Source organism: Kitasatospora sp. A2-31, from assembly GCF_022288725.1.
Taxonomy (GTDB): Bacteria; Actinomycetota; Actinomycetes; order Streptomycetales; family Streptomycetaceae; genus Kitasatospora.
In genome coordinates, this window is the sequence record NZ_JAKNTA010000001.1 from 372,899 (window position 1) to 393,535 (window position 20,637).

Here is a 20,637-nt window from a genome sequence, read left to right on the forward strand (position 1 = left end):
AGCCGTACGGGCTGCTGCACGGCGGCGCCTCGGCGGCGCTGGCCGAGACCCTCGGTTCGGTCGGCGCGATGCTGCACGCCGGGCCCGGCCGGTACGCGGTAGGCGTGGACCTGAACGCCACCCACCACCGCTCGGCCACCTCCGGCCTGGTCACCGGGGTGGCGACCGCCGTGTTCAAGGGGCGCACCGCCGCCACCTACGAGATCGCGATCACCGACGACACCGGCCGCCGGATCACCAGCTGCCGGCTGACCTGCATGCTGCGCGACCTCTGACGCGACCCCGGGCCGACCGACGCACCCCTGGGCGCGCCCCCTGACGCCCCGTCGGCCCGGCGACCCTCCCGACGGCGGGTCAGCCGGGCTTACTGACCATCAGATCCCTTACGGGCCCCCTTGTTTGACCTTCGACCGCCCTGGGCAGGCGTTGGTCTATACAAGGGGGCCCCTGCGTTTTCACAGAATTTCAACCGTGTAACGCTGAGTGACATTGAGCGAATTCGCTCGACAGGGGACCCCGACGACCCGAGTGACACGGAAGTCCGTTCGTCAACCCCATGAACGTCCGATATACGGACGAGCGCGCCCGACACGAGCACAACGGACGGTCTCGTCCGATTATCGGAGAGGCCAGGAGTAACCCTCATTTCTGGGCCTTACACCTTTCTACCGGCCGGTAGAACCCCGGCAGCGCCGGATCGATCGAGCCAAAACGACCACATAGTGAGACAGTCGCTCCGTGTGCTCATAACAAGAGAATCACAGCCTCGCCACACCACTGCCGGAGCCCGCCCGACGGCATCTAGAGTCACGGCCAGTCACCGCGCCACCGGATTGGGCCAGGCAGCCCATCGCGCATCCCGGCTCCCGCCATTCAGGCGCGGCGCCCTCCTGAACCGAAGGGGACCCCTGTGCGTCATCGTTCAGCAGTTGTCGTGAGCATTGCCGTGATCGGCGCCCTCAGCCTGAGCGCCTGCGGCTCCCGCGGCGAGAAGAAGTCGGGGGACGGCAACAACGCCGGGTCCAGCACCACCGTCACCATCGGTGTCGACGCCCCCCTCACCGGCGACCTCTCCGCCCTCGGCCTCGGCATCCGCAACTCCGTCGAGCTCGCCGCCAAGCAGGCCAACGAGAAGAACGAGGTCCCCGGGATCAAGTTCCAGATCAAGGCCCTCGACGACACCGCCAAGCCCGCCCCGGGCCAGCAGAACGCCACCCAGCTGGTCGCCGACAAGGACGTCCTCGGCGTCGTCGGCCCGCTCAACTCCAGCGTCGCCCAGTCGATGCAGCAGATCTTCAACGACGCCAACCTCGTCCAGATCTCCCCCGCCAACACCGGCGTCGCCCTCAGCCAGGGCGAGAAGTGGGCCAGCGGCGTCAAGGCCCGCCCCTTCAAGTCCTACTTCCGCACCGCCACCACCGACGCCGTCCAGGGCCCCTTCGCCGCCCAGTTCCTGGTGAAGGACGCCAAGAAGACCAAGGTCTTCCTCATCGACGACCAGAAGACCTACGGCGCCGGCCTCGCCGCCACCTTCAAGGGCGAGTTCACCAAGCAGGGCGGCCAGATCGTCGGCGAGGAGCACGTCAACCCCGACGACCGCGACTTCGCCGCCGTCGTCACCAAGGTCAAGTCCTCCGGCGCCGAGGCCGTCTACTACGGCGGCGAGTACCCCGCCGCCGGCCCGCTCTCCCTCCAGCTGAAGGAGGCCGGCGTCAACATCCCGCTGATGGGCGGCGACGGCATCCAGAGCGGCGACTTCATCAAGCTCAACCCCAAGAGCCAGGGCGACTACGCCACCGCCGTCGGCCTGCCCGTCGAGCAGCTCCCGACCGCCGCCAAGTTCATCGCCGACTACAAGAGCGCCGGCTACAAGGACGCCTACGAGACCTACGGCGGCTACTCCTACGACAGCGCCTGGGCCATCATCCAGGGCGTCAAGGCCGTCGTCACCGCCAACGGCGGCAAGCTCCCCAGCGACGCCCGCGCCAAGATCGTCGAGGCCGTCCAGAAGGTCTCCTTCGAGGGCGTCACCGGGAAGGTCTCCTTCGACGAGTTCGGCGACACCACCAACAAGCAGCTCACCGTCTACGCCGTCAAGGACGGCAAGTGGGCCGTGGAGAAGTCCGGCACCTTCAACGGCTGACCCGACCCGCACGTCGAACAGCCACAGCACACCGGAACACACGCGCGGGGGGCGCCACGAGTGCCCCCCGCGCGCCCCACATCCACCACCCACGCGGACCCACCCCACGCACAACGGAGGCCCAGCGGTGCACGACCTACCGCAGCAGCTGGCCAACGGCCTGATCCTCGGCGCCCTCTACGGGCTCGTCGCGATCGGCTACACGATGGTCTACGGCATCGTCCAGCTCATCAACTTCGCCCACGGCGAGATCGTCATGGTCGGCGGCTTCGGCGCCCTGACCGCCTACCTCGCCCTCCCCGGCGGCACCACACTCTGGCTGGCCCTACCGCTGATGCTGATCGCCGGCATCCTGGTCTCCACCCTCACCGCCGTCGCCGCCGAGCGCTTCGCCTACCGGCCGCTGCGCACCGCCCCCCGGCTCGCACCGCTGATCACCGCCATCGGCCTGTCGATCCTGCTCCAGCAGCTCGTCTTCTCCTTCTACCCGGACGCCAAGAAGGCCCGCGTCTTCCCCAAGATCCCGGGTGACCCGTTCGCGCTCGGCTCCATCACCATCCAGCGCAGCGACCTCTTCCTCCTGATCGCCGCCCCGATCTGCATGATCGCCCTCGGCTGGTTCGTCACCCGCACCCGCTCCGGCCGCGCCATGCAGGCCACCAGCCAGGACCCCGACACCGCCAAGCTGATGGGCATCGACACCGACCGCATCATCGTCATGGCCTTCGCCATCGGTGCCGCGTTCGCCGCCGTCGCCGCCGTCGCCTACGGCCTGCGCAGCGGCCAGGTCGACTTCCGGATGGGCTTCATCCTCGGCCTCAAGGCCTTCACCGCAGCCGTCCTCGGCGGCATCGGCAACATCTACGGCGCCATGCTCGGCGGCGTCGCCCTCGGCCTCGCCGAAGCCCTCGCCACCGGCTACATCCAGCACCTCCCCGGCATGCACCTCTTCGGAGGCGGCGCCTGGAAGGACGTCTGGGCCTTCGTACTCCTCATCGTCGTCCTGCTCGTCCGACCCCAGGGCCTGCTCGGCGAACGCGTCGCGGACAGGGCGTGAGCACCATGACGACCACCTCCACCACCGCCGGCACCGAGACCACCCCGGTCATCCCCCTGCCGACCCGCGCCGCCGTCCTGCTCACCGGCCTCGGAGCCGCCGCCACCGTCGCCTCCGCCCTGATGTCCTGGACCTGGACCGACGAGTTCCCCGGCGACCTCACCTACTACGGCTCCCCCGCAGGCCTCCAGTGGCTCGCCCTCACCGGCGGCCTCCTCACCCTCGTCCTGCTGCTCGCCGCCCAGGGCGTCCCCGGACTGCGCTGGGCCGCCCCCACCCGCAGCAACAACGCCGTCCTCCTCGCAGCCACCGGCGCCTTCGCCGTCGCCTGGTTCTCGATCGCGGCCATCGCCGTCGACCTCGGCGGCCTCGCCAACCTCGAACCCGGCGGCTGGGTCCTCGGCGCCGGAGCCCTGCTCGCCCTCGCCGGCACGCTCGGCCTCCCGCTCGACCGCCGCACCGGCGTCACCCTGCGCATCCTCGACCGGCGCCTCTTCCTGCTCGTCCCGGTCGCCGCCGTCGTCTGGTTCGCCACCCACGCCATCCCCGAGGACAAGCCCGTCGCACCGGTGCTCACCGCCCTCGCCGGCGGCATCGCCATCGCCGCCGCGGCCGTCCTCGTCATCCAGCTCGGCCACCTCGCCAACCACTGGCTGCGGCTCTCGAACACCACCCGCCCCCTCCCCGCGGCCCGCGAGCTCCCCTCCTTCCTGGAGGTCCTGCTCATCGTCGTCGCCTTCGGCATCGGCCTGTTCGCCATCACCTTCGGCATCGACACCGAGTACGGCGAGCTCTTCATCGCCTACCTGCTGCTCGCCGCCTCCGTCGGCGCCTCCCTCGGCAAGTCCGGCCTGCTGCCCCGGCTGCGCACGCTGACCGTCAAGTACCGCTCGGTCACCACCGGCGCCGCGTTCGCCGCCGCCGCCAGCTTCCCCTTCACCCAGACCAGCGACCAGTACACCTCGGTCGCCACCAACATCCTGATCTTCGCCACCGTCGCCCTCGGCCTCAACATCGTCGTCGGCCTCGCCGGCCTGCTCGACCTCGGCTACGTCGCCTTCCTCGGCGTCGGCGCCTACGCCGCCGCCCTGGTCTCCGGCTCTCCCGCCTCCCCCATCCACGTCCAGTTCCCCTTCTGGGCCGCGATGCTCACCGGCGCCGCCGTGTCGATGGTCTTCGGCGTCCTGATCGGCGCCCCCACCCTCCGGCTGCGCGGCGACTACCTCGCCATCGTCACCCTCGGGTTCGGCGAGATCTTCCGCATCACCATGCTCAACCTCAACGGGACCACCGGCCCCAAGGTCACCAACGGCTCCAACGGCATCCCCCGGATCCCCGACCTCAACATCCTCGGCTGGGACCTCGGCAAGCCCACCAACCTGTTCGGCATCGAGCTCGGCCGGTTCTCCAACTACTACCTGCTGATGCTCCTGGTCACCGCCCTCGTGGTGCTGGTCTTCGCCCGCGTCGGCAACTCCCGCATCGGCCGCGCCTGGGTCGCCATCCGCGAGGACGAGACCGCCGCCGAGGCCATGGGCATCAACGGCTTCCGCCTCAAGCTCCTCGCCTTCGCCCTCGGCGCCTGCCTCGCCGGCCTCGCCGGCACCGTCCAGGCCCACGTCAGCTACACCGTCACCCCCGACCAGTACACCTTCGCCGAGGCCCTCCCGCCCAACTCCGCCTTCCTCCTCGCCGCCGTCATCCTCGGCGGCATGGGGACCATCAGCGGCCCGCTCGCCGGCGCCACCCTGCTGTTCCTCATCCCCAAGAAGCTCGAATTCCTCTCCGACTACCAGCTGCTCGCCTTCGGCATCGCCCTCATCGTGCTGATGCGGGTCCGCCCCGAGGGCCTCATCCCCAACCGGCGCAGCCAGCTGGAGTTCCACGAGGCCTCGATCCCGGCCCAGTCGACCGGCGACACCGCCACCCTCACCAAGGCAGGGGCGTGACCACCCAGATGACCACCAGCAACGCCCCCACGACCGTCACCGACCGGCCGGCCCCGGCCCGCCCGCTGCTCGAAGTCGCCGGCGTCACCATGCGGTTCGGCGGCCTCACCGCCGTCAACGACGTCTCCCTCACCGTCGGCGAGGGCGAGATCATCGGCCTCATCGGCCCCAACGGCGCCGGCAAGACCACCTTCTTCAACTGCCTCACCGGCCTCTACGTCCCCACCGAGGGCAAGGTCACCTACAAGGGCACCGTCCTGCCGCCCAAGCCCCACCTCGTCACCCAGGCCGGCATCGCCCGCACCTTCCAGAACATCCGGCTCTTCGCCAACATGACCGTCCTGGAGAACGTCCTCGTCGGCCGGCACAGCCGCACCCGCGAAGGCCTCTTCGCCGCCATCCTGCGCGGCCCCTCCTACCACCGCGCCGAGGCCGAGAGCCGCGAACGCGCCATGGAGCTGCTGGCCTTCACCGGCCTCGCCGAGAAGGCCGACCACCTCGCCCGCAACCTCCCCTACGGCGAACAGCGGAAGCTGGAGATCGCCCGCGCCCTCGCCTCCGACCCCGGCCTCCTGCTCCTCGACGAGCCCACCGCCGGCATGAACCCGCAGGAGACCCGCGCCGCCGAGGAGCTCGTGTTCGCCATCCGCGACCGCGGCGTCTCCATCCTCGTCATCGAGCACGACATGCGGTTCATCTTCAACCTCTGCGACCGCACCGCCGTGCTCGTCCAGGGCCAGAAGATCGTCGAAGGCGACCGCGAGACCGTCCAGAACGACGAACGCGTCATCACCGCCTACCTCGGCGCCCCGCTCGAAGGAGCCACCGCCACCGAGGGCACCACCGCAGCACCGGAGGACACCCAGTGACCGCACTCCTTGAGGTCGAGGACCTCCGCGTCGCCTACGGCAAGATCGAAGCCGTCAAGGGCATCAGCTTCACCGTCAACCAGGGCGAGGTCACCACCCTGATCGGCACCAACGGCGCCGGCAAGACCACCACCCTGCGCACCCTCTCCGGGCTGCTCAAGCCGACCAACGGGAAGATCACCTTCGACGGGCAGCCGCTCAACGCGGTCCCCGCCCACAAGATCGTCTCGCTCGGCCTGGCCCACTCCCCCGAGGGCCGGCACATCTTCCCGCGCATGACCATCGAGGAGAACCTCCTCCTCGGCGCCTTCCTGCGCAGCGACACCGCCGGCATCGCCGCGGACGTGGAACGCGCCTACGGCCTCTTCCCGATCCTCGGCGAACGCCGCAAGCAGGCCGCCGGCACCCTCTCCGGCGGCGAGCAGCAGATGCTCGCCATGGGCCGGGCCCTGATGTCCCAGCCCAAGCTGCTCATGCTCGACGAGCCCTCGATGGGCCTCTCGCCGCTCATGATGCAGAAGATCATGGCGACCATCGTCGAGCTCAAGGCCAGCGGGACGACCATCCTCCTCGTCGAGCAGAACGCCCAGGCGGCGCTCTCGCTGTCCGACCAGGGCTACGTCATGGAGACCGGCCGCATCGTCCTCCAGGGCACCGGTGCGGACCTGCTGCACGACGAGTCCGTGCGGAAGGCGTACCTCGGCGAGGACTGACCCCGCCCGCACCACCACACGACGAAGGGCCCGGCGCACCGCCGGGCCCTTCGTCGCGTCGTCCCCGCCTACTCCCCGCCGGCCTCCTCGGCCTTCTTGCGGTCCTGGGCCTCGCCCTCCTCGATGACCGCCTCGGCCACCGCGGCCATCGTCATCCGGCGGTCCATCGAGGTCTTCTGGATCCACCGGAACGCGGCCGGCTCGTTCAGCCCGAACTTGGTCTGCAGCACGCTCTTCGCCCGGTCCACCAGCTTCCGGGTCTCCAGCCGCTGCGACAGGTCGGCGATCTCCTGCTCCAGCGTCCTCATCTCGGTGTACCGGGAGACGGCCATCTCGATCGCGGGCACCAGGTCGCTCTTGCTGAACGGCTTCACGATGTACGCCATCGCGCCCGCGTCCCGGGCCCGGTCCACCAGCTCGCGCTGCGAGAACGCGGTCAGCATCAGCACCGGTGCGAGGTGCTTCTCGTGGATCTGCTCGGCGGCGGACAGGCCGTCCAGGACCGGCATCTTCACGTCCAGGATGGCGAGGTCCGGGCGGAGCTCCTCGACCAGCCTCACCGCCGTCTCCCCGTCCCCGGCCTCGCCGACGACGGTGTACCCCTCCTCCTCGAGCATCTCCTTCAGGTCGAGGCGGATCAGCGCCTCGTCCTCGGCGATCACGATCCGGGTGATCTGGGGCGAATCGGTCTCAAGCGGCTGCGCCTGCTCGTCGGCGGTGCTCACGGGGCTCCTCATTCCGGCGGGGTACTGCATGCATGAGGGTACCCACACCCATCCGCAGTCGCCCACGCGGTATGCTGTCGCAGGCGCACCCAGCCGGGTTGGCGAAATCGGCTTACGCGGATGTCTCAAACACATCTGTCCGAAAGGACATGCGGGTTCGAATCCCGCACCCGGCACCTTGGCAGTGTTCCCGTAGGCAGGGAATTCATCACTTCGGGTGGACGACCTCAGAGTCGCCCCCGAATCACCTTCCGGCCCGCAGGCCGACCAGCATGACTGGTCTCTCTGCGCGTGCGGCCACATCCTGCTGCCCGACGAGTACCGCAGGACCCAGAGTTTCCAGATCACCTGCGACGAGAAGTAGCCGGGCATCATGGACTCCGTCGAACAGGCCATCCGCCAGGTCTTCCCCAACAACAAACCCTGCCGGGTCCGGCGGACCCGCTGTCGCGACGTCAAGGTCTACTCCGGTCACCTGACCTGCTACTTCCCCCAGCACGGCCCCGGCAGGAAGCACGAGCGCACGATAGCCCTGCAGCCCGGGCAGCAGGAAGTCGTCGACGCCCATCCCCAGGACTTCCTGCGCGGGCTGGTCCACTCCGACGGTTGCCGGATCACCAACTGGACCGTCCGCACGGTCGGCGGCGTCCGGAAGCGCTACGAGTACCCGCGGTGCTTCTTCACCAACACCTCGACCGACATCATCCGGCTCTTCACCGACACCCTCGACGCCGTCGGCGTGCAGTGGAAGGCCTCGAAGCCCCGCGCCACCGGCCAGGTCGACATCTCCGTCGCCCGCAAGGACTCCGTGGCCCTCATGGACGCGCACATCGGGGCGAAGTACTGACGGCGGCGCGGCCCCTCGGCAGGGCCGCGCCGCGGTCGGTCAGTCGTCCAGCGTGCCGACGTGGTGGACGCGGACGAGGTTGGTGGAGCCGGCGAGGCCGGGCGGGGAGCCGGCCGTGATGACGACGATGTCGCCCTTCCGGCAACGGCCGAGGGAGAGCAGGGCCGCGTCGACCTGCTCGACCATCTCGTCGGTGGTGGCGGCGAAGGGGCCGAGGAAGGTCTCGACGCCCCAGGTGAGGGCGAGTTGGCTGCGGACGGCGGGTTCGTAGGTGAACGCGAGGACGGGGATGGGCGAGCGGTAGCGGGTGAGGCGGCGGGCCGTGTCGCCCGACTGGGTGAAGGCCACGAGGTACTTGGCGCCGAGGAAGTCGCCGATCTCGGCGGCCGCGCGGGCGACGGCGCCGCCCTGGGTACGCGGCTTGTTGGCGGGGGTGAGCGCCGGCAGACCGGCGGACAGGACGTCGGACTCGGCGGCCTCGATGATGCGGCCCATGGTGCGGACCGTCTCGACCGGGAACTTGCCGACGGAGGTCTCACCGGAGAGCATCACCGCGTCGGTGCCGTCCAGGACGGCGTTGGCGACGTCGGAGGCCTCGGCGCGGGTGGGCCGCGAGGTGTTGATCATCGAGTCGAGCATCTGCGTGGCGACGATGACCGGCTTGGCGTTGCGCTTGGCCAGCTTGATGGCGCGCTTCTGGACCATCGGGACCTGTTCGAGGGGCATCTCCACGCCCAGGTCGCCGCGGGCCACCATGATGCCGTCGAAGGCGTCGACGATGGCGTCCAGGTTCTCGACCGCCTGCGGCTTCTCCACCTTGGCGATGACGGGGGCGAAGCGCCCCTCCTCGGCCATGATCCGGTGGACGTCCTCGATGTCGCGGCCGCTGCGGACGAAGGAGAGCGCGACGAGGTCGGCGCCGGTCCGCAGGGCCCAGCGCAGGTCGGCGACGTCCTTGTCGCTGAGCGCGGGCACCGAGACGGCGACGCCGGGGAGGTTGAGCCCCTTGTGGTCGGAGACCAGGCCGCCCTCGACGACCCGGCAGCGGACCCGCGGGCCGTCCACCTCGACGACCTCCAGGGAGACCCGGCCGTCGTCGACGAGGATCCGCTCACCGGGGGTGACGTCGCCGGCGAGGCCGGCGTAGGTGGTGCCGCAGCCGTTCTGGTCCCCCACGACGCCCTTGTCGGTGGAGATGGTGAACTCGTCGCCGCGTTCGAGAAGTACCGGCCCTTCGGTGAAGGTCTCCAGTCGGATCTTCGGGCCTTGAAGGTCGACGAGGACACCGACGCTACGGCCGGTCTCGTCGGCGGCCTTGCGGACCCGGCGGTAGCGCTCCTCGTGCTCGATGTGGGAGCCGTGGCTGAGATTGAGTCGGGCGATGTCCATCCCGGCGTCGACCAGGGCCTTGATCTGGTCGTACGAGTCGGTGGCGGGCCCGAGGGTACAGACGATTTTTGCTCGGCGCATACCCTGAGCGTAGGCATTACCGGCGCGTAACATCGCCGTAGGTCCGAACAGCGGGATGACCTTTGCAGGAAGGCGAGTTGAACAATCTGACGCAACGCCATCCGGACGCCCCGATCGAGGGGCGGCCCGACCCGCGGGTTGACGCCCGGGACGGTCGGCGGGTTGACGCGGCGGCGGGCGCCGGGACCCCGCGCACCCCCGCCGGGAAGCCGAACAGCCCATCGAGGATGCGATTCCGTGAAGGGGTGTTCACCTCTCGTTCACCGCGGCTTCCTCCCCGGCTCGCAGGCCGGGAGGACGCTCGTCACCCGGGTGGGAGCCCGGAGACGGATCGGACGAGGGGGAACGTTCGGCATGAAGCGCGCGGTCGGAGTGCTCGCGGCACTGGCACTGCTCGGTGGGGTGGCGTTCGCGCTGCTGCGACCGACCGGGCCCGGCGACGATCCGGGGCCCAAGGTCGTCACCGTCAGCGGGGTGATCGGCTCGGAGAAGCGCGACTTCTTCGAGGACCCTGACGTCAAGGCCGAGTTGGCCAAGCAGGGGATCAAGGTCAGCGCCCAGACCACCGGTTCGTGGCTGATGGGCGACAGCAGGCTCGACCAGCTCGACTTCGCCTTCCCGGCGAGCCTCTCCCCGGCCGAGGAGATCCGCAGGCAGCTGCAGCTCAAGGACGCGCCGATCCGGCCGTTCTACTCGCCGCTCGTGGTGCTGGCCCACCGGCCGACCGCAGAGGTGCTGGAGCAGAACGCAGTGGCGAGCCGGGACAAGGCCACCGGGGTGTGGACGCTCAGAATGGACGCGTACCTCAACCTGGTGAAGGCCGGCAAGAAGTGGGAGGAGCTCACCGGCGCTGCGGGCAACTCGGACCTCAGGGGCGCGGTCTTCATGACCACCACCGACCCCGCCGAATCCTCCTCCGGAGCGCTCTACCTCGCGGTCACCTCCTACGTCCTCAACGGCCACCAGGTGGTGTCGAGCGGCCCCGAGGTGGACCAGGTCAAGCCCGTGCTGCGGGCGCTGACCGCCAAGCAGGGCATCCAGGGCAGCAGCAGCGACCAGCCGTTCAAGGACTTCCTCACCAACGTCGGCAACCCGCTGGTGCTCGCCTACGAGTCGCAGGCCGCCCAGCTGGCCGTGGAGGGCAAGTCCACCGGTGACATGACCGTGCTCTACCCGGACACCACCGTCTCCTCCGACCACACCGTGGTCGGGCGCACCGAGGCCGGCCGGAAGCTGGCCGGCCTGCTGCGTGACGACGAGGTGCTGCGCCGGCTGGAGGCGAAGTACGGGTTCCGGCCGCAGGCCGACCCGTCCGCCTTCGCCAAGCAGGTGGGCGACCGCAAGGAGTCGCCGGCCTTCGCGCCGGACCTGTCGGCGGCGCAGGTGAAGCAGGCTCCGGTGCCGGCGCCCGACCTGCTGGCCAAGCTGATCGACGCCGCGAAGGGGAAGTGACGGGGGTATGGCGACCAGGACGGGTGGGGCGATGAGGACGATGGCGGGGGCGGCGGCCGCGGCGCGGCGCGGCGGCCGGTGGCTGGCGGCGGGGCTGGCCGTGCTGGTGGCGGTGACGGCGTGCACGTCCTCGCCCTCGCCGTCACCGGGCCCGCGGCAGAGCGACGCGCCGGCACCGACCGCCCGGGCAGGCGTGCTGCGGGTGCTGGCCGGCAGTGAACTGCAGGACATGGCACCGGTGTTGGAGGAGGCGCAGCAGGCCACCGGGGTGACCGTCCAGTTCGCCTGGACCGGTTCGCTGGACGGCGCGGAGGCGGTCTCCTCGGGCCGGGCGGACGGCAGGTACGACGCGATCTGGTTCCCGTCCAACCACTACCTGCGGCTGGACGAGGGCGCCAAGGCCAAGTTGCTGTCGGAGACGCCGGTGATGGTGTCCCCGGTGGCGGTGGGGGTGCGGGCGTCCACGCTCGGGGAGCTGGGCTGGGGCGACGGTTCCAAGGTGACGTGGGCGCAGCTGGCGGAGGCGGCGTCGAGCGGGCGGCTGGCGTACGGGATGTCCGACCCGTCGCGGTCCAACTCGGGCTTCTCGGCGCTGGTGGCGGTGGCGTCGGCGCTCTCGGGGGCGGACGCGGCACTGACCGAGGCGGACGTGCAGAAGGCGACGCCGGCGCTGAAGCAGTTCTTCACCGGGCAGAAGCTGACCTCGGGCTCGTCCGGGTGGCTTGCGCAGGCGTACACCCGGGCGGAGCGGGGCCGGGTCGGGGCGCTGGTGAACTACGAGTCGGTGCTGCTGTCGCTGAACAAGACCCTGCCGGCGGACCAGCAGCTGACCGTGGTGCGCCCGGTGGACGGCGTGGTCTCGGCGAACTACCCGCTGACGCTGCTCGGTTCGTCGGCGCAGCGGGAGCGGGAGGCGTTCCAGAAACTGACCGCGTACCTGCTCAGGGACGACGTGCAGAAGCGGATCTCGGAGCTGACGCTGCGCCGCCCGGTGGCGGCCGGTACGGCGGCGGCGCCGTCGCTGCCCGGCGACCGGCGGCGGGAGCTGCCGTTCCCGGGGACCCGGGCGGTGGCGGACGGGTTGCTGGCCTCGTACCAGAACGAGCTTCGCCGGCCGTCCCGGACGGTGTACGTCCTGGACACCTCGGGGTCGATGGCGGGTGACCGGCTGGCTTCGCTGAAGCGGGCGCTGGGCGGGCTGACCGGGTCGGACGACACCCGGGGAGTGCGGCGGTTCCGGGACCGCGAGGAGGTCACGCTGATCTCGTTCGCGTCCAAGGTGAAGTCGACCAGGACGCACACGGTGCCGCCGAGCGGCAGCCGGCCGGGGCCGCAGGAGGAGCTGTCGGCGATCAACGCGGACGTGCAGCAGTTGTCGGCGGACGGCGGCACCGCGGTGTACAGCTCGCTGGAGGAGGCGTACCGGGTGATCGAGCGGCAGCAGGCCGCGGCGGGCGACGACCGGTTCACCTCCATCGTGCTGATGACGGACGGCGAGAGCAACGAGGGCGCGACGGACAAGGACTTCCGGGCGTTCTACAACGGGCTGTCGTCGGCGCAGAAGGCGGTGCCGGTGTTCCCGATCCTGTTCGGTGACGCCGCCAAGGGGCAGTTGCAGGGGATCGCGGAGCTGACCGGCGGGAAGCTGTTCGACGGGACGGGGTCGCTGGACGGGGCGTTCGAGGAGATCCGTGGCTACCAGTAGCAGGGGTGGCGGGCCGGCGACCGGCGGCGCGGGTGGCGGGGAGTCGTTCGGCCGGCGGGCCTGGGGCTACCTGGAGTCGACCCGCAACCTGGTCGGCTGCGCGGCGGGGGCGGGCGGGCTGGGGCTGCACTTCGCCGGGTTCGGCGGGGCGCTGTGGCCGGGGATCGTGGCCGCGTTGTACGGCGCCGGTGTGCTGCTCTGGCCGTCCGGGAGGACGGCCGAGCCGCCCGGTGGCGGGATCGGTGCGGCGGGCGGGTCCGGCGAAGCGGGCGGGTCCGGCGAAGCGGCGGGCGCGAGCGGGTCCACGGGCGCGAGCGGGCCGGTCGGCGGCTCCGGTTCCCCGTCCGCGCCCGGCGGCCGGGCGACGCCGGCGGGCCCCCGCACGGCCCCGACACCGGCCCCGGCACCGGCCCCGGCACCGACCCGCCGCCCGGCCTGGCCCGAGCTGGAGGAGCTGGCCGCCTACCTGGACGGTGTCCCGTTCCCCTCGTCCGCCCGCCTGGACGGCCTGCTGGACGGGCTGCTGACGCGGCTGCGCGAGGTGGGCCCGGAGCCGGCCGCCGAGCTGATCGTGGCCCGGCGGCTGCCGGTGGCGGTGGACGGCTACCTGCGGGCCCGGACCTGGGACCGCTGGACGGCTTCCGGAGCCGGCCCGGAGGCGGAACTGGCCCTGGAGGTGGAGCTGATGGCGGTGTCGCTGGGCGCCTGACCACCGCGCCCGCCGGGCCCCGGCACCTCCCGGGTGCCGGCAGGGCGGCGATCAGCCCTCCAGCACCCCGGCCAGCTCCACCCGCCGCCGCACGCCGAGCTTGCGGAAGCTGTTGGTCAGGTGCGTCTCCACCGTCCGCAGCGCCAGGTGGAGCATCGCGGCGATCTCGGCGTTGGAGTGGCCGGCCACCGCCAGCCGGCAGATCCTCAGCTCGCTGTCGGTCAGCGCCTCGGCGCCCGCGTGCTCGCCACGGCCGAGCCGGGCGCCCGAGGCGCGCAGCGAGTCCACCGCGACCCCGCGCAGCCGTACCGCGCCGAGCCGCTCGGCACGGCTCGCGGCCTCGCGCAGCGCCCGGCGGGCGGCGCCCCGCCGGCCGCCCTCGGCGAGCAGCCGACCATAGGTGATCAGGGCGGGGACCAGCTCGACCTCCACCTCGGCACCGCGCAGCAGGCCGACGGACTCGGCGGCGAGGTCCAGCCCGTGCCGGCCGCCGGTGGCGGCCGCCAGGGCGCGTAAGGCGCGGGCGACGGTGCGGGGGGTGCCCCAGGTGCGGGCGAGTGCCAGCTCCTCCTCGGCGAGGGCGACGGCCGGGCCGGGTTCGCCGAGCAGCGTGTGGCAGTCGGCGGCGGTCGAGCGCCAGGGGGTGACGATGGGGCTGAGGACCTGCCGTTCGGTCTGCCGGCGCCCGCACTCCAGCAGGTCGATGAGCGCCGCGGCCGGCTCACCCGTGGCCAGCCGGAGCAGGCCGCGGGCGTACAGGTACTCGTTCCACTCCCAGGAGTCCTGGGAGTGGTCGGCGGCGACGGCCCGGGCGAGGCCGTGGGCCTGCCAGTACCGGCCGGTCTCGGTGAGGGCGATCACGGCCTGGGCGACCAGGTGGGCGTTCTGCTGGCCGAGCAGGCCGGCGTAGCGGGCGCGGGCCGCCTCGGGGCTGTCGGCGCGGTTCACCCGGCCGGCCCGGTTCGCCCGGTCGGCGCGGTCCACCCGGTCGGCGCGGTCCGCCCGGTCGGCGCGGTCCGCCCCGTCCACCCGGCCGTCGCGCCCGGTGCCGCTGCCGGTGCCGTCCTCGGCCGGGTCGCCGCCGCACCACCAGGAGAGCGGCGGTTCCCCCCGCTCGCGCCGCCCGGCCGGCTCCCCCGGCGGCACCTCACCCGGACCCGCACCCGGGCCGGCGCCCGTACCCGCGGCCCCGCCCGTACCCGCGCTGCGGCGCGCGGCCGGGGCGGGCCCGGTGAGCGCGAAGTCCTCCAGCAGGGCCTGGTACTCGCCGCGCATCACCCGGGTCTCGGCCCGGACGCTCAGCAGGCACTGGTAGCCGGGGTCCAGCGACGGCCCCCGGTACGCCGCCAGGCCGCGGTCCACCAGCCGGTCCGCCTCGCCCAGCCGGTCGGCCCACTGGGCCAGGGTGGCGGCGGACACCAGGACGTAGGGGCGGCAGACCGGGTCCACCGGGGCCGCGAGCAGCTCCCGGACGCGGCCGGCGACCTCCGCCGCGGAGAGCAGGCCGCTGGTGGAGTCGAACTCGGTGAGCAGCGCGTACGCGGGCGGCGCGAGCCGTTGGGCGCCGCGGGCGGCGAGCCGCCGGACGCCCTCGACCACCTGGAGCCAGCTGTGCCCGTCGTGGGCCGCGATCAGCGCGGCGGCGGCCTGGACGGCGTGCACCAGGTCGTCGCGGTCGCCGAAGCGCTCGGCCAGCTCCTCCATCAGTTCCAGCGCGGCGGGGGCGTCGCCGCGGGCTGCGAGGACGGCGCCGAGCGTGTTGGCGGTCCGGAAGACGCCTTCGTCGGAGCGCTGGAGGTCGACGGCCTCGGCGAGGTGACGGACGCCGGCGACGCGCTCGTCCGGGCCGAGCGCGGCTTCCAGGCTGCCGAGTTCGGTGAGGACGAGGCCGCGTCGGCGGTCGCCGAGCGGCTCGTCCAGGACGCGGCGCAGCAGGGCGACGGCGTCGGCCGGGCGGTCGCCGCGGGCGGCCCTGCGGGCGGCGGCGCGCAGGGTGTCGGCGGCCCAGCGCGGGCCGGGGGCGGGGGTGAGCAGCAGGTGTCCGGCGATGCGCTCGTCGGGGGCGCCGCTGCGGTGCAGGTACTCGGCGGCGGCGCGGTGGACCCGGGCGCGGTGGCCGGGTTCGTGGCCGGCGAGGACGGCGTCGGCCAGCAGGGGGTGGGCGAAGCGGGGCCACTGGCCTGGGCCGGGGTCGTCGAGCAGGCCCTGGGCGGTGAGTTCGGCGAGCCAGGCGGCCGTGCGGTCGGGGTCGGTGCCGGCGAGTTCGGCGAGCATGGCCGCCGGGGCGCAGGGGTCGGCACCGGGCAGCGGGGCGGTGCGGGCGGCGGGGTGCTCCTGCATCCGGGCCAGGGCACGGGCGGCGGCGAGGGCGCGGTCGCCGCCGCCGCGCAGCCACTCCTCGACGGCTTCGGGGAAGGCGCCGTCGGCCGGGCGGGGGCAGCTGTCGGGGAGTGCGCCCGGGGCCGTCGCGTCGGGAGGGGCGCCGGGGCCGGGGCCCGGGCCGCACGGGTCGGCGGTGAGGCCGGTGGGGCCGGTGGGGCCGGCAAGGTCGGTGGGGCCGGTGGGGCCGGCAAGGTCGGTGAGGAGGGCGGTGAGCAGCAGCGGGTTACCGCCGGTGGCACGGACGCAGTCGGCGGCGACGGCGGCCGGGGTACGGGGGCCCAGCCGGAGGGCGGCCAGCAGGGCGGCGGTGCGGGCGTCGAGGGGGTCGAGCCGGAGGCTGTCGACCAGGCCCGGGGGCAGGCCGCGGGTGAAGCGTTCGGGCGGGGTGCCGAGGGTGGCCTGCCGCCGCTCGGTGGCGAGCAGGAGGACGGGCAGCCGGTCGATCCGGCGGGCGAGACCGCGCAACCAGTCCCGGGAGGGCCGGTCGGCGAGGTGGACGTCGTCGACGGCGAGCAGGACGGGGTGGTGGGCGGCGTGGATCCGCAGGAGCGACCAGAGGGCGTCCTCGGCGGCCGCCCCGTCGGCGTCCGGCCGAACGGCGCCGGGCCCGAACGCACGCGGTCCGAAACCGCCCGACCCGCCCGACCCGCCCGAACTGACCGCCCCGCCGGCGAGGGTGTCGCGGCCGGGCGCCGGGGAGAGTCCGGGGCCGGGGCCGGACTCGAAGAGCTGGCGGGCGGCGGCGTAGGGGGTGTCGGACTCGTCCGCGGAACAGCGGGCCCAGAGGACGGTGGTGCCCCCGGCGGCGGCGCGGCGGGCGGCCTCGGCGAGCAGGGCGCTGCGGCCGGTGCCGGCCGCGCCGGTGAGCAGCAGGGCGCCGCCGGCACCGGCCCGGGCGCGGTCGGTGAGTTCGGTGATCCGCTCCAGGTGGGGGGTGCGGGCGGCGAGCGGTGGCGCCGGTGGGAACGGGGTGACCCGGTCCGGTCGCGGTCCGCGGGTACTGACGGTGCTCATCCTGCTTCCCTCCCCGGGATTCCCGCCGGTGGCCGGTCGGGATCTCTTCGCCGTCATGGGGAGTCGACCTGACGGCCGGTCGACCGGGTCCGGCGCCGACGGCCCGCCGTCGCACTGCCCCGCCGTCGCCCCACCTCGCGGTCGCCCCATCCGCCCCACCGCGAGGCCGTGGTGCTCTCCACCGCCACGACCAGCCGGAGCGACCGCCCTGAACGACCAGCCCTGAGCGACCCGCCCTGAACGACCGGCCCTGAACGACCCGCCCTGAGCGACCGGAACGACCGGGTCCGTTCGGGCAGGTCGGCCCGGTCCGGCGACCGCCGTCCAGCCCTCCCGGCGGGGCACGTCCGGCACGACCGGGCGGTCCGGCGAACCCGTACCGGGCGGCACCGGGCCGGCCGGCTGCCCGCTCGTGCACGCACCGCTCCGGCCCCGCCCCCGGACGAGAACCCTACCCCCGTCCGCGCGGCGGCCGGGAGCGGCACTGCTGCGCTGCGGCGATGCCACGCGGGCGGCGCGATCTCGTGGTGGACCACGATGGCCGCGGCCCGTCCCGGAGGGAAGCATGGAGGTCCTCGGGGGCACCGTCGCTCCCGGGCCGCACGACCGCGCGGCCCCCGCCCCGCCCGTTCACCGGGCGGCGCCCCCCTCGGCGCAGCGGGCCGGCCGTCCGGCGAGCGGGCCCGCGATTCTCCTGGAGGGGGCCAGATTGACTGTCCTGCACAGCGAGCACGACCGCCGCGGCGCGGCCCGGCGTGTCCCCGGGGCGGCGGCGCTGCCGCGGACCTCGGCGGCCCCGCGGCCGCTGCCCGCCCACCATGTCGGCCGGCCGGGCGCCGCCCCGGCCGCCGTCGGCCGGACCACGGTGGTGGTGCGGGCAGCGGACCCGATCTCCCGGGCCGGCGCCGAGGCGCAGCTGCGCCGCGACCCGGGCCTGGAGCTGGTGGAGGAGGCGGCGGCCGGTCCGGGCGCGGTCTCCGTGCTGCTCGCCGAGCAGGCGGACGCGGCCGTGGTGGCGACGCTCCGCAAGCTGGTGCGCGGCGCCGAGCAGCGGGTGGTGCTGGTGGTCGAGCGGATGCGCGAGAGCGAGCTGCTGGAGGCGGTGGAGTGCGGGGTGGCCGCGATCCTCTGGCGCCGCGAGGCGACCGCCGAACGGCTGGGCCGGGCGGTGCAGGCGGCGGCACGCGGGGACGGCGACCTGCCGGCCGATCTGCTGGGCCGGCTGATCACCCAGGTGGGCCGGTTGCAGCGGAGCGTCCAGGGGATGCCGGGCGGTGCCCCGGCCGGGCTGTCCGAGCGCGAGGCCGATGTGCTGCGGCTGGTGGCCGAGGGCTGGGACACCGGGGAGATCGCGGCCCGGCTGTCCTACTCCGAGCGCACCGTCAAGAACGTGCTGCACGGCCTGACGACCCGGCTGCAGCTGCGCAACCGGGCGCACGCCGTGGCCCACGCCGTCCGTGAGGGATACATCTAGGCCGCGGCCGGCACCCGCCCGGGTGCCCCAGCACGCCCGCCCGTCCGCCACCCCGAGCGCGGACGGGCGGGCGCCGTGCACTCCGGGGCGGCCTCACCGGGCCCTCCACGTCTTGACGAGAGCTCAGCACTCCCCCGTCCGCGTCACGAAGGAGTCGCCAAGATCTCACCCCTTGGAAAGGTCCGGGGGCTATCAATCCGCCTGGTCGCACGGCACACTTCTACGCGCGTACCTCTACGCGCGTCACCACACCGTCGTTGACGGTCCGTCGCAGCCGCCCACCCGGGAGAGTCGTCCATGTCCCTGAACCGCCGTGACTTCGTCACCCGGTCCGCCGCCACCGCCGCCGGTGCCGCCCTCGTCGGGGGCGCCGGCCTCGCCGCCGCGTCCCCCGCCGCAGCGGCCGGCCCGGACGACGCCGTGGCCAAGGGCAAGCCGAGCAAGAAGCAGGCCTTCACCGTGATGGGCACCACCGACCTGCACGGCCGGGTGCTCAACTGGGACTACTTCACCGACGCGGTCTACGCCGACAAGGCGCACAACGAGGTCGGCCTCGCCAAGATCTCCACGCTGGCCAAGCAGGTCCGCGAGGAGAAGGGCTGGGACCGCTGCCTGCTGATCGACGCCGGCGACACCATCCAGGGCACCCAGCTGACGTACTACTACGCCCGGGTGGAGCCGATCGCCACCGAGGCCGACACGGCGCCCGAGCACCCGATGGCGCTCGCCATGAACACCATGGAGTACACCGCCGCCGCGCTCGGCAACCACGAGTTCAACTACGGCATCGACACCCTGCGCGCCTATGAGGAGCAGCTGGACTTCCCGCTGCTCGGCGCCAACGCGCTGAACGCCCGCAACGACAAGCCGGCGTTCCCTCCCTACGTCATCCGCAAGCTGAAGCTCGGCTCCGGTCCGGCCCTCAAGGTCGGCATCCTCGGCCTGACCAACCCGGGCATCGCGATCTGGGACAAGGCCAACGTGGCCGGCAAGATGACCTTCCCCGGCATCGTCGAGACGGCGAAGGTCTGGGTGCCGAAGGTCCGGGCGGCCGGTGCCGACGTCGTCGTGGTCGCCTGCCACTCCGGCATGGACGAGGCCACCTCCTACGGCGACCAGCTGCCCTGGGCGGAGAACGCCTCGGTCGCCCTGGCCGAGCAGGTGCCCGGGATCGACGCCGTCCTGGTGGGCCACGCGCACAAGGAGATCCCGCAGCGGCTGGTGGTCAACAAGGAGACCGGCAGGACGGTCGTGCTCTCCGAGCCGCTCTGCTGGGGCCAGCGGCTGACCTGCTTCGACTTCGAGGTGGAGTTCGACCGCGGTGCCTGGCGGGTCGTCTCGCTCTCCTCGCGGGTGCTGAACTCCAACACCGTCCCGGAGGACCCGGAGATCGTCAACCTGATGTCCGACCAGCACAAGAAGGTGGTCGCGTACGTCAACCAGGTCATCGGCACCGCCAAGATCGAGCTGTCGATCGCCGAGGCGCCGTACAAGGACACCCCGATCATCGACCTGATCGGCCGGGTCCAGGCCGACGTGGTGAAGGAGGCGCTGGCGGGCGGCCAGTACGCCGGGCTGCCGGTCATCGCCCAGGCCGCGCCGTTCAACCGCACCGCGCGGATCCCGGCCGGCCAGGTCAAGCTGCGGGACGCGGCGGGCCTGTACATCTACGAGAACACCCTGGAGGCCCGCATCCTCACGGGCGCCCAGCTGAAGGACTACCTGGAGTTCTCCGCCAGGTACTTCAACCAGCTCGCCCCGGGCGCGCCGGTGGACAAGGCCACGCTGACCAACGCCCAGAACACGCCGGACTACAACTACGACTCGCTGTACGGCCTGAGCTACGACATCGACATCGCCCAGCCGGTCGGCTCGCGCATCGTCGACCTCGCCTTCGAGGGCAAGCCGCTCGACCCGTCGGCCCGGTTCGTCCTGGCCGTCAACAACTACCGCGCCAACGGCGGCGGCAACTTCCCGCACGTCGCGGCCGCCCAGAAGGTGTGGGCCAACTCGGACGAGATCCGCAACGCGATGATCGCGTGGGTGAAGGCCAAGGGCGTCATCGACCCGGCCGACTTCGCAGCCCAGTCCTGGCGCCTGGTCCGGGCCGGCCAGCCGGTCTTCTGAT

At 72.8% G+C, this 20,637-nt stretch carries 15 protein-coding genes and 1 tRNA gene; 13 read left to right on the forward strand and 3 right to left on the reverse strand.

Annotated features, from left to right (window positions below):
* The 6 genes from MCM47_RS01680 to MCM47_RS01705 all read left to right on the forward strand — a co-directional run.
* On the forward strand, positions 1 to 275 hold a 275-nt coding region (locus MCM47_RS01680), incomplete at its 5' end, for a hotdog fold thioesterase (protein ID WP_238740203.1).
* Positions 276 to 910: 635 nt separating this feature from the next.
* A complete protein-coding gene (locus tag MCM47_RS01685) occupies positions 911 to 2,143 on the forward strand; it encodes a branched-chain amino acid ABC transporter substrate-binding protein (protein WP_238740204.1) in 1,233 nt (410 codons plus the stop codon).
* Between the two features lie 127 nt (positions 2,144 to 2,270).
* Positions 2,271 to 3,200: a branched-chain amino acid ABC transporter permease gene (locus MCM47_RS01690; RefSeq protein ID WP_238740207.1), complete on the forward strand. Its 930-nt coding sequence runs from the start codon at positions 2,271 to 2,273 to the stop codon at positions 3,198 to 3,200.
* Between the two features lie 5 nt (positions 3,201 to 3,205).
* Complete coding sequence (locus MCM47_RS01695; RefSeq protein ID WP_238741458.1) at positions 3,206 to 5,149, forward strand: branched-chain amino acid ABC transporter permease; 1,944 nt, start codon at positions 3,206 to 3,208, stop codon at positions 5,147 to 5,149.
* A gap of 8 nt (positions 5,150 to 5,157) precedes the next feature.
* Positions 5,158 to 6,018 (forward strand): ABC transporter ATP-binding protein, encoded by an 861-nt coding sequence (locus MCM47_RS01700; protein ID WP_238741460.1) that lies wholly within the window; start codon positions 5,158 to 5,160, stop codon positions 6,016 to 6,018.
* A complete protein-coding gene (locus MCM47_RS01705; RefSeq protein ID WP_238740209.1) occupies positions 6,015 to 6,731 on the forward strand; it encodes an ABC transporter ATP-binding protein in 717 nt (238 codons plus the stop codon). The genes MCM47_RS01700 and MCM47_RS01705 overlap by 4 nt, the downstream gene beginning before the upstream one ends.
* 68 nt (positions 6,732 to 6,799) lie before the next feature.
* Here the strand turns inward: MCM47_RS01705 and MCM47_RS01710 are convergent, their stop codons facing one another.
* Complete coding sequence (locus MCM47_RS01710; RefSeq protein ID WP_238740211.1) at positions 6,800 to 7,456, reverse strand: ANTAR domain-containing response regulator; 657 nt, start codon at positions 7,454 to 7,456, stop codon at positions 6,800 to 6,802.
* 92 nt (positions 7,457 to 7,548) lie between these two features.
* Here MCM47_RS01710 and MCM47_RS01715 point away from each other — a divergent pair.
* Together MCM47_RS01715 and MCM47_RS01720 are read left to right on the forward strand one after the other, a co-directional pair.
* Positions 7,549 to 7,632 (forward strand) — tRNA-Leu (locus MCM47_RS01715).
* A gap of 197 nt (positions 7,633 to 7,829) precedes the next feature.
* Complete coding sequence (locus MCM47_RS01720; RefSeq protein ID WP_374209045.1) at positions 7,830 to 8,303, forward strand: helix-turn-helix domain-containing protein; 474 nt, start codon at positions 7,830 to 7,832, stop codon at positions 8,301 to 8,303.
* Positions 8,304 to 8,342: 39 nt separating this feature from the next.
* Here MCM47_RS01720 and pyk read toward each other — a convergent pair whose 3' ends face one another.
* A complete protein-coding gene (gene pyk / locus MCM47_RS01725; protein WP_238740213.1) occupies positions 8,343 to 9,773 on the reverse strand; it encodes a pyruvate kinase in 1,431 nt (476 codons plus the stop codon).
* Between the two features lie 354 nt (positions 9,774 to 10,127).
* Here pyk and MCM47_RS01730 point away from each other — a divergent pair, with 354 nt between their 5' ends.
* From MCM47_RS01730 to MCM47_RS01740, 3 genes are read left to right on the forward strand one after another with little or no spacing between them, the layout of a single operon-like run.
* Positions 10,128 to 11,225 carry a hypothetical protein gene (locus tag MCM47_RS01730; RefSeq protein ID WP_238740215.1) on the forward strand — a complete coding sequence of 366 codons (1,098 nt, stop codon included), beginning with the start codon at positions 10,128 to 10,130 and terminating at the stop codon, positions 11,223 to 11,225.
* Between the two features lie 40 nt (positions 11,226 to 11,265).
* Entirely contained in the window at positions 11,266 to 12,930 is a 1,665-nt protein-coding gene (locus tag MCM47_RS01735) for a VWA domain-containing protein (protein ID WP_374209071.1), read from the forward strand.
* Positions 12,917 to 13,639, forward strand: coding sequence for a hypothetical protein (locus MCM47_RS01740; protein WP_238740218.1), 723 nt, complete (start codon positions 12,917 to 12,919; stop codon positions 13,637 to 13,639). The genes MCM47_RS01735 and MCM47_RS01740 overlap by 14 nt, the downstream gene beginning before the upstream one ends.
* A 51-nt stretch (positions 13,640 to 13,690) precedes the next feature.
* Here MCM47_RS01740 and MCM47_RS42485 read toward each other — a convergent pair whose 3' ends face one another.
* Positions 13,691 to 17,035 carry a LuxR family transcriptional regulator gene (locus MCM47_RS42485; RefSeq protein WP_305067930.1) on the reverse strand — a complete coding sequence of 1,115 codons (3,345 nt, stop codon included), beginning with the start codon at positions 17,033 to 17,035 and terminating at the stop codon, positions 13,691 to 13,693.
* A gap of 805 nt (positions 17,036 to 17,840) precedes the next feature.
* On the opposite strand from MCM47_RS42485, the gene MCM47_RS01755 reads away from it, so the two are divergent.
* Positions 17,841 to 18,509, forward strand: a complete 669-nt coding sequence (locus tag MCM47_RS01755) for a response regulator transcription factor (RefSeq protein ID WP_255751656.1) — start codon at positions 17,841 to 17,843, stop codon at positions 18,507 to 18,509.
* A 297-nt stretch (positions 18,510 to 18,806) separates the two neighbouring features.
* The gene (locus tag MCM47_RS01760) at positions 18,807 to 20,636 is read left to right on the forward strand and encodes a bifunctional UDP-sugar hydrolase/5'-nucleotidase (protein WP_238740220.1); all 1,830 of its coding nucleotides are present in this window, start codon (positions 18,807 to 18,809) and stop codon (positions 20,634 to 20,636) included.
* Position 20,637: the final 1 nt, after the last annotated feature.

Excerpts from the sequence above, each read along its gene's own strand:
- MCM47_RS01695 (WP_238741458.1), top strand. The coding sequence starts at position 3,206 with ATGACGACCACCTCCACCACCGCCGGCACCGAGACCACCCCGGTCATC.
- MCM47_RS01700 (WP_238741460.1), top strand. The coding sequence starts at position 5,158 with ATGACCACCAGCAACGCCCCCACGACCGTCACCGACCGGCCGGCCCCG.
- MCM47_RS01720 (WP_374209045.1), top strand. The coding sequence starts at position 7,830 with ATGGACTCCGTCGAACAGGCCATCCGCCAGGTCTTCCCCAACAACAAA.
- pyk (WP_238740213.1), bottom strand. The coding sequence starts at position 9,773 with ATGCGCCGAGCAAAAATCGTCTGTACCCTCGGGCCCGCCACCGACTCG.
- MCM47_RS01730 (WP_238740215.1), top strand. The coding sequence starts at position 10,128 with ATGAAGCGCGCGGTCGGAGTGCTCGCGGCACTGGCACTGCTCGGTGGG.
- MCM47_RS01735 (WP_374209071.1), top strand. The coding sequence starts at position 11,266 with ATGGCGGGGGCGGCGGCCGCGGCGCGGCGCGGCGGCCGGTGGCTGGCG.
- MCM47_RS42485 (WP_305067930.1), bottom strand. The coding sequence starts at position 17,035 with ATGAGCACCGTCAGTACCCGCGGACCGCGACCGGACCGGGTCACCCCG.
- MCM47_RS01760 (WP_238740220.1), top strand. The coding sequence starts at position 18,807 with ATGTCCCTGAACCGCCGTGACTTCGTCACCCGGTCCGCCGCCACCGCC.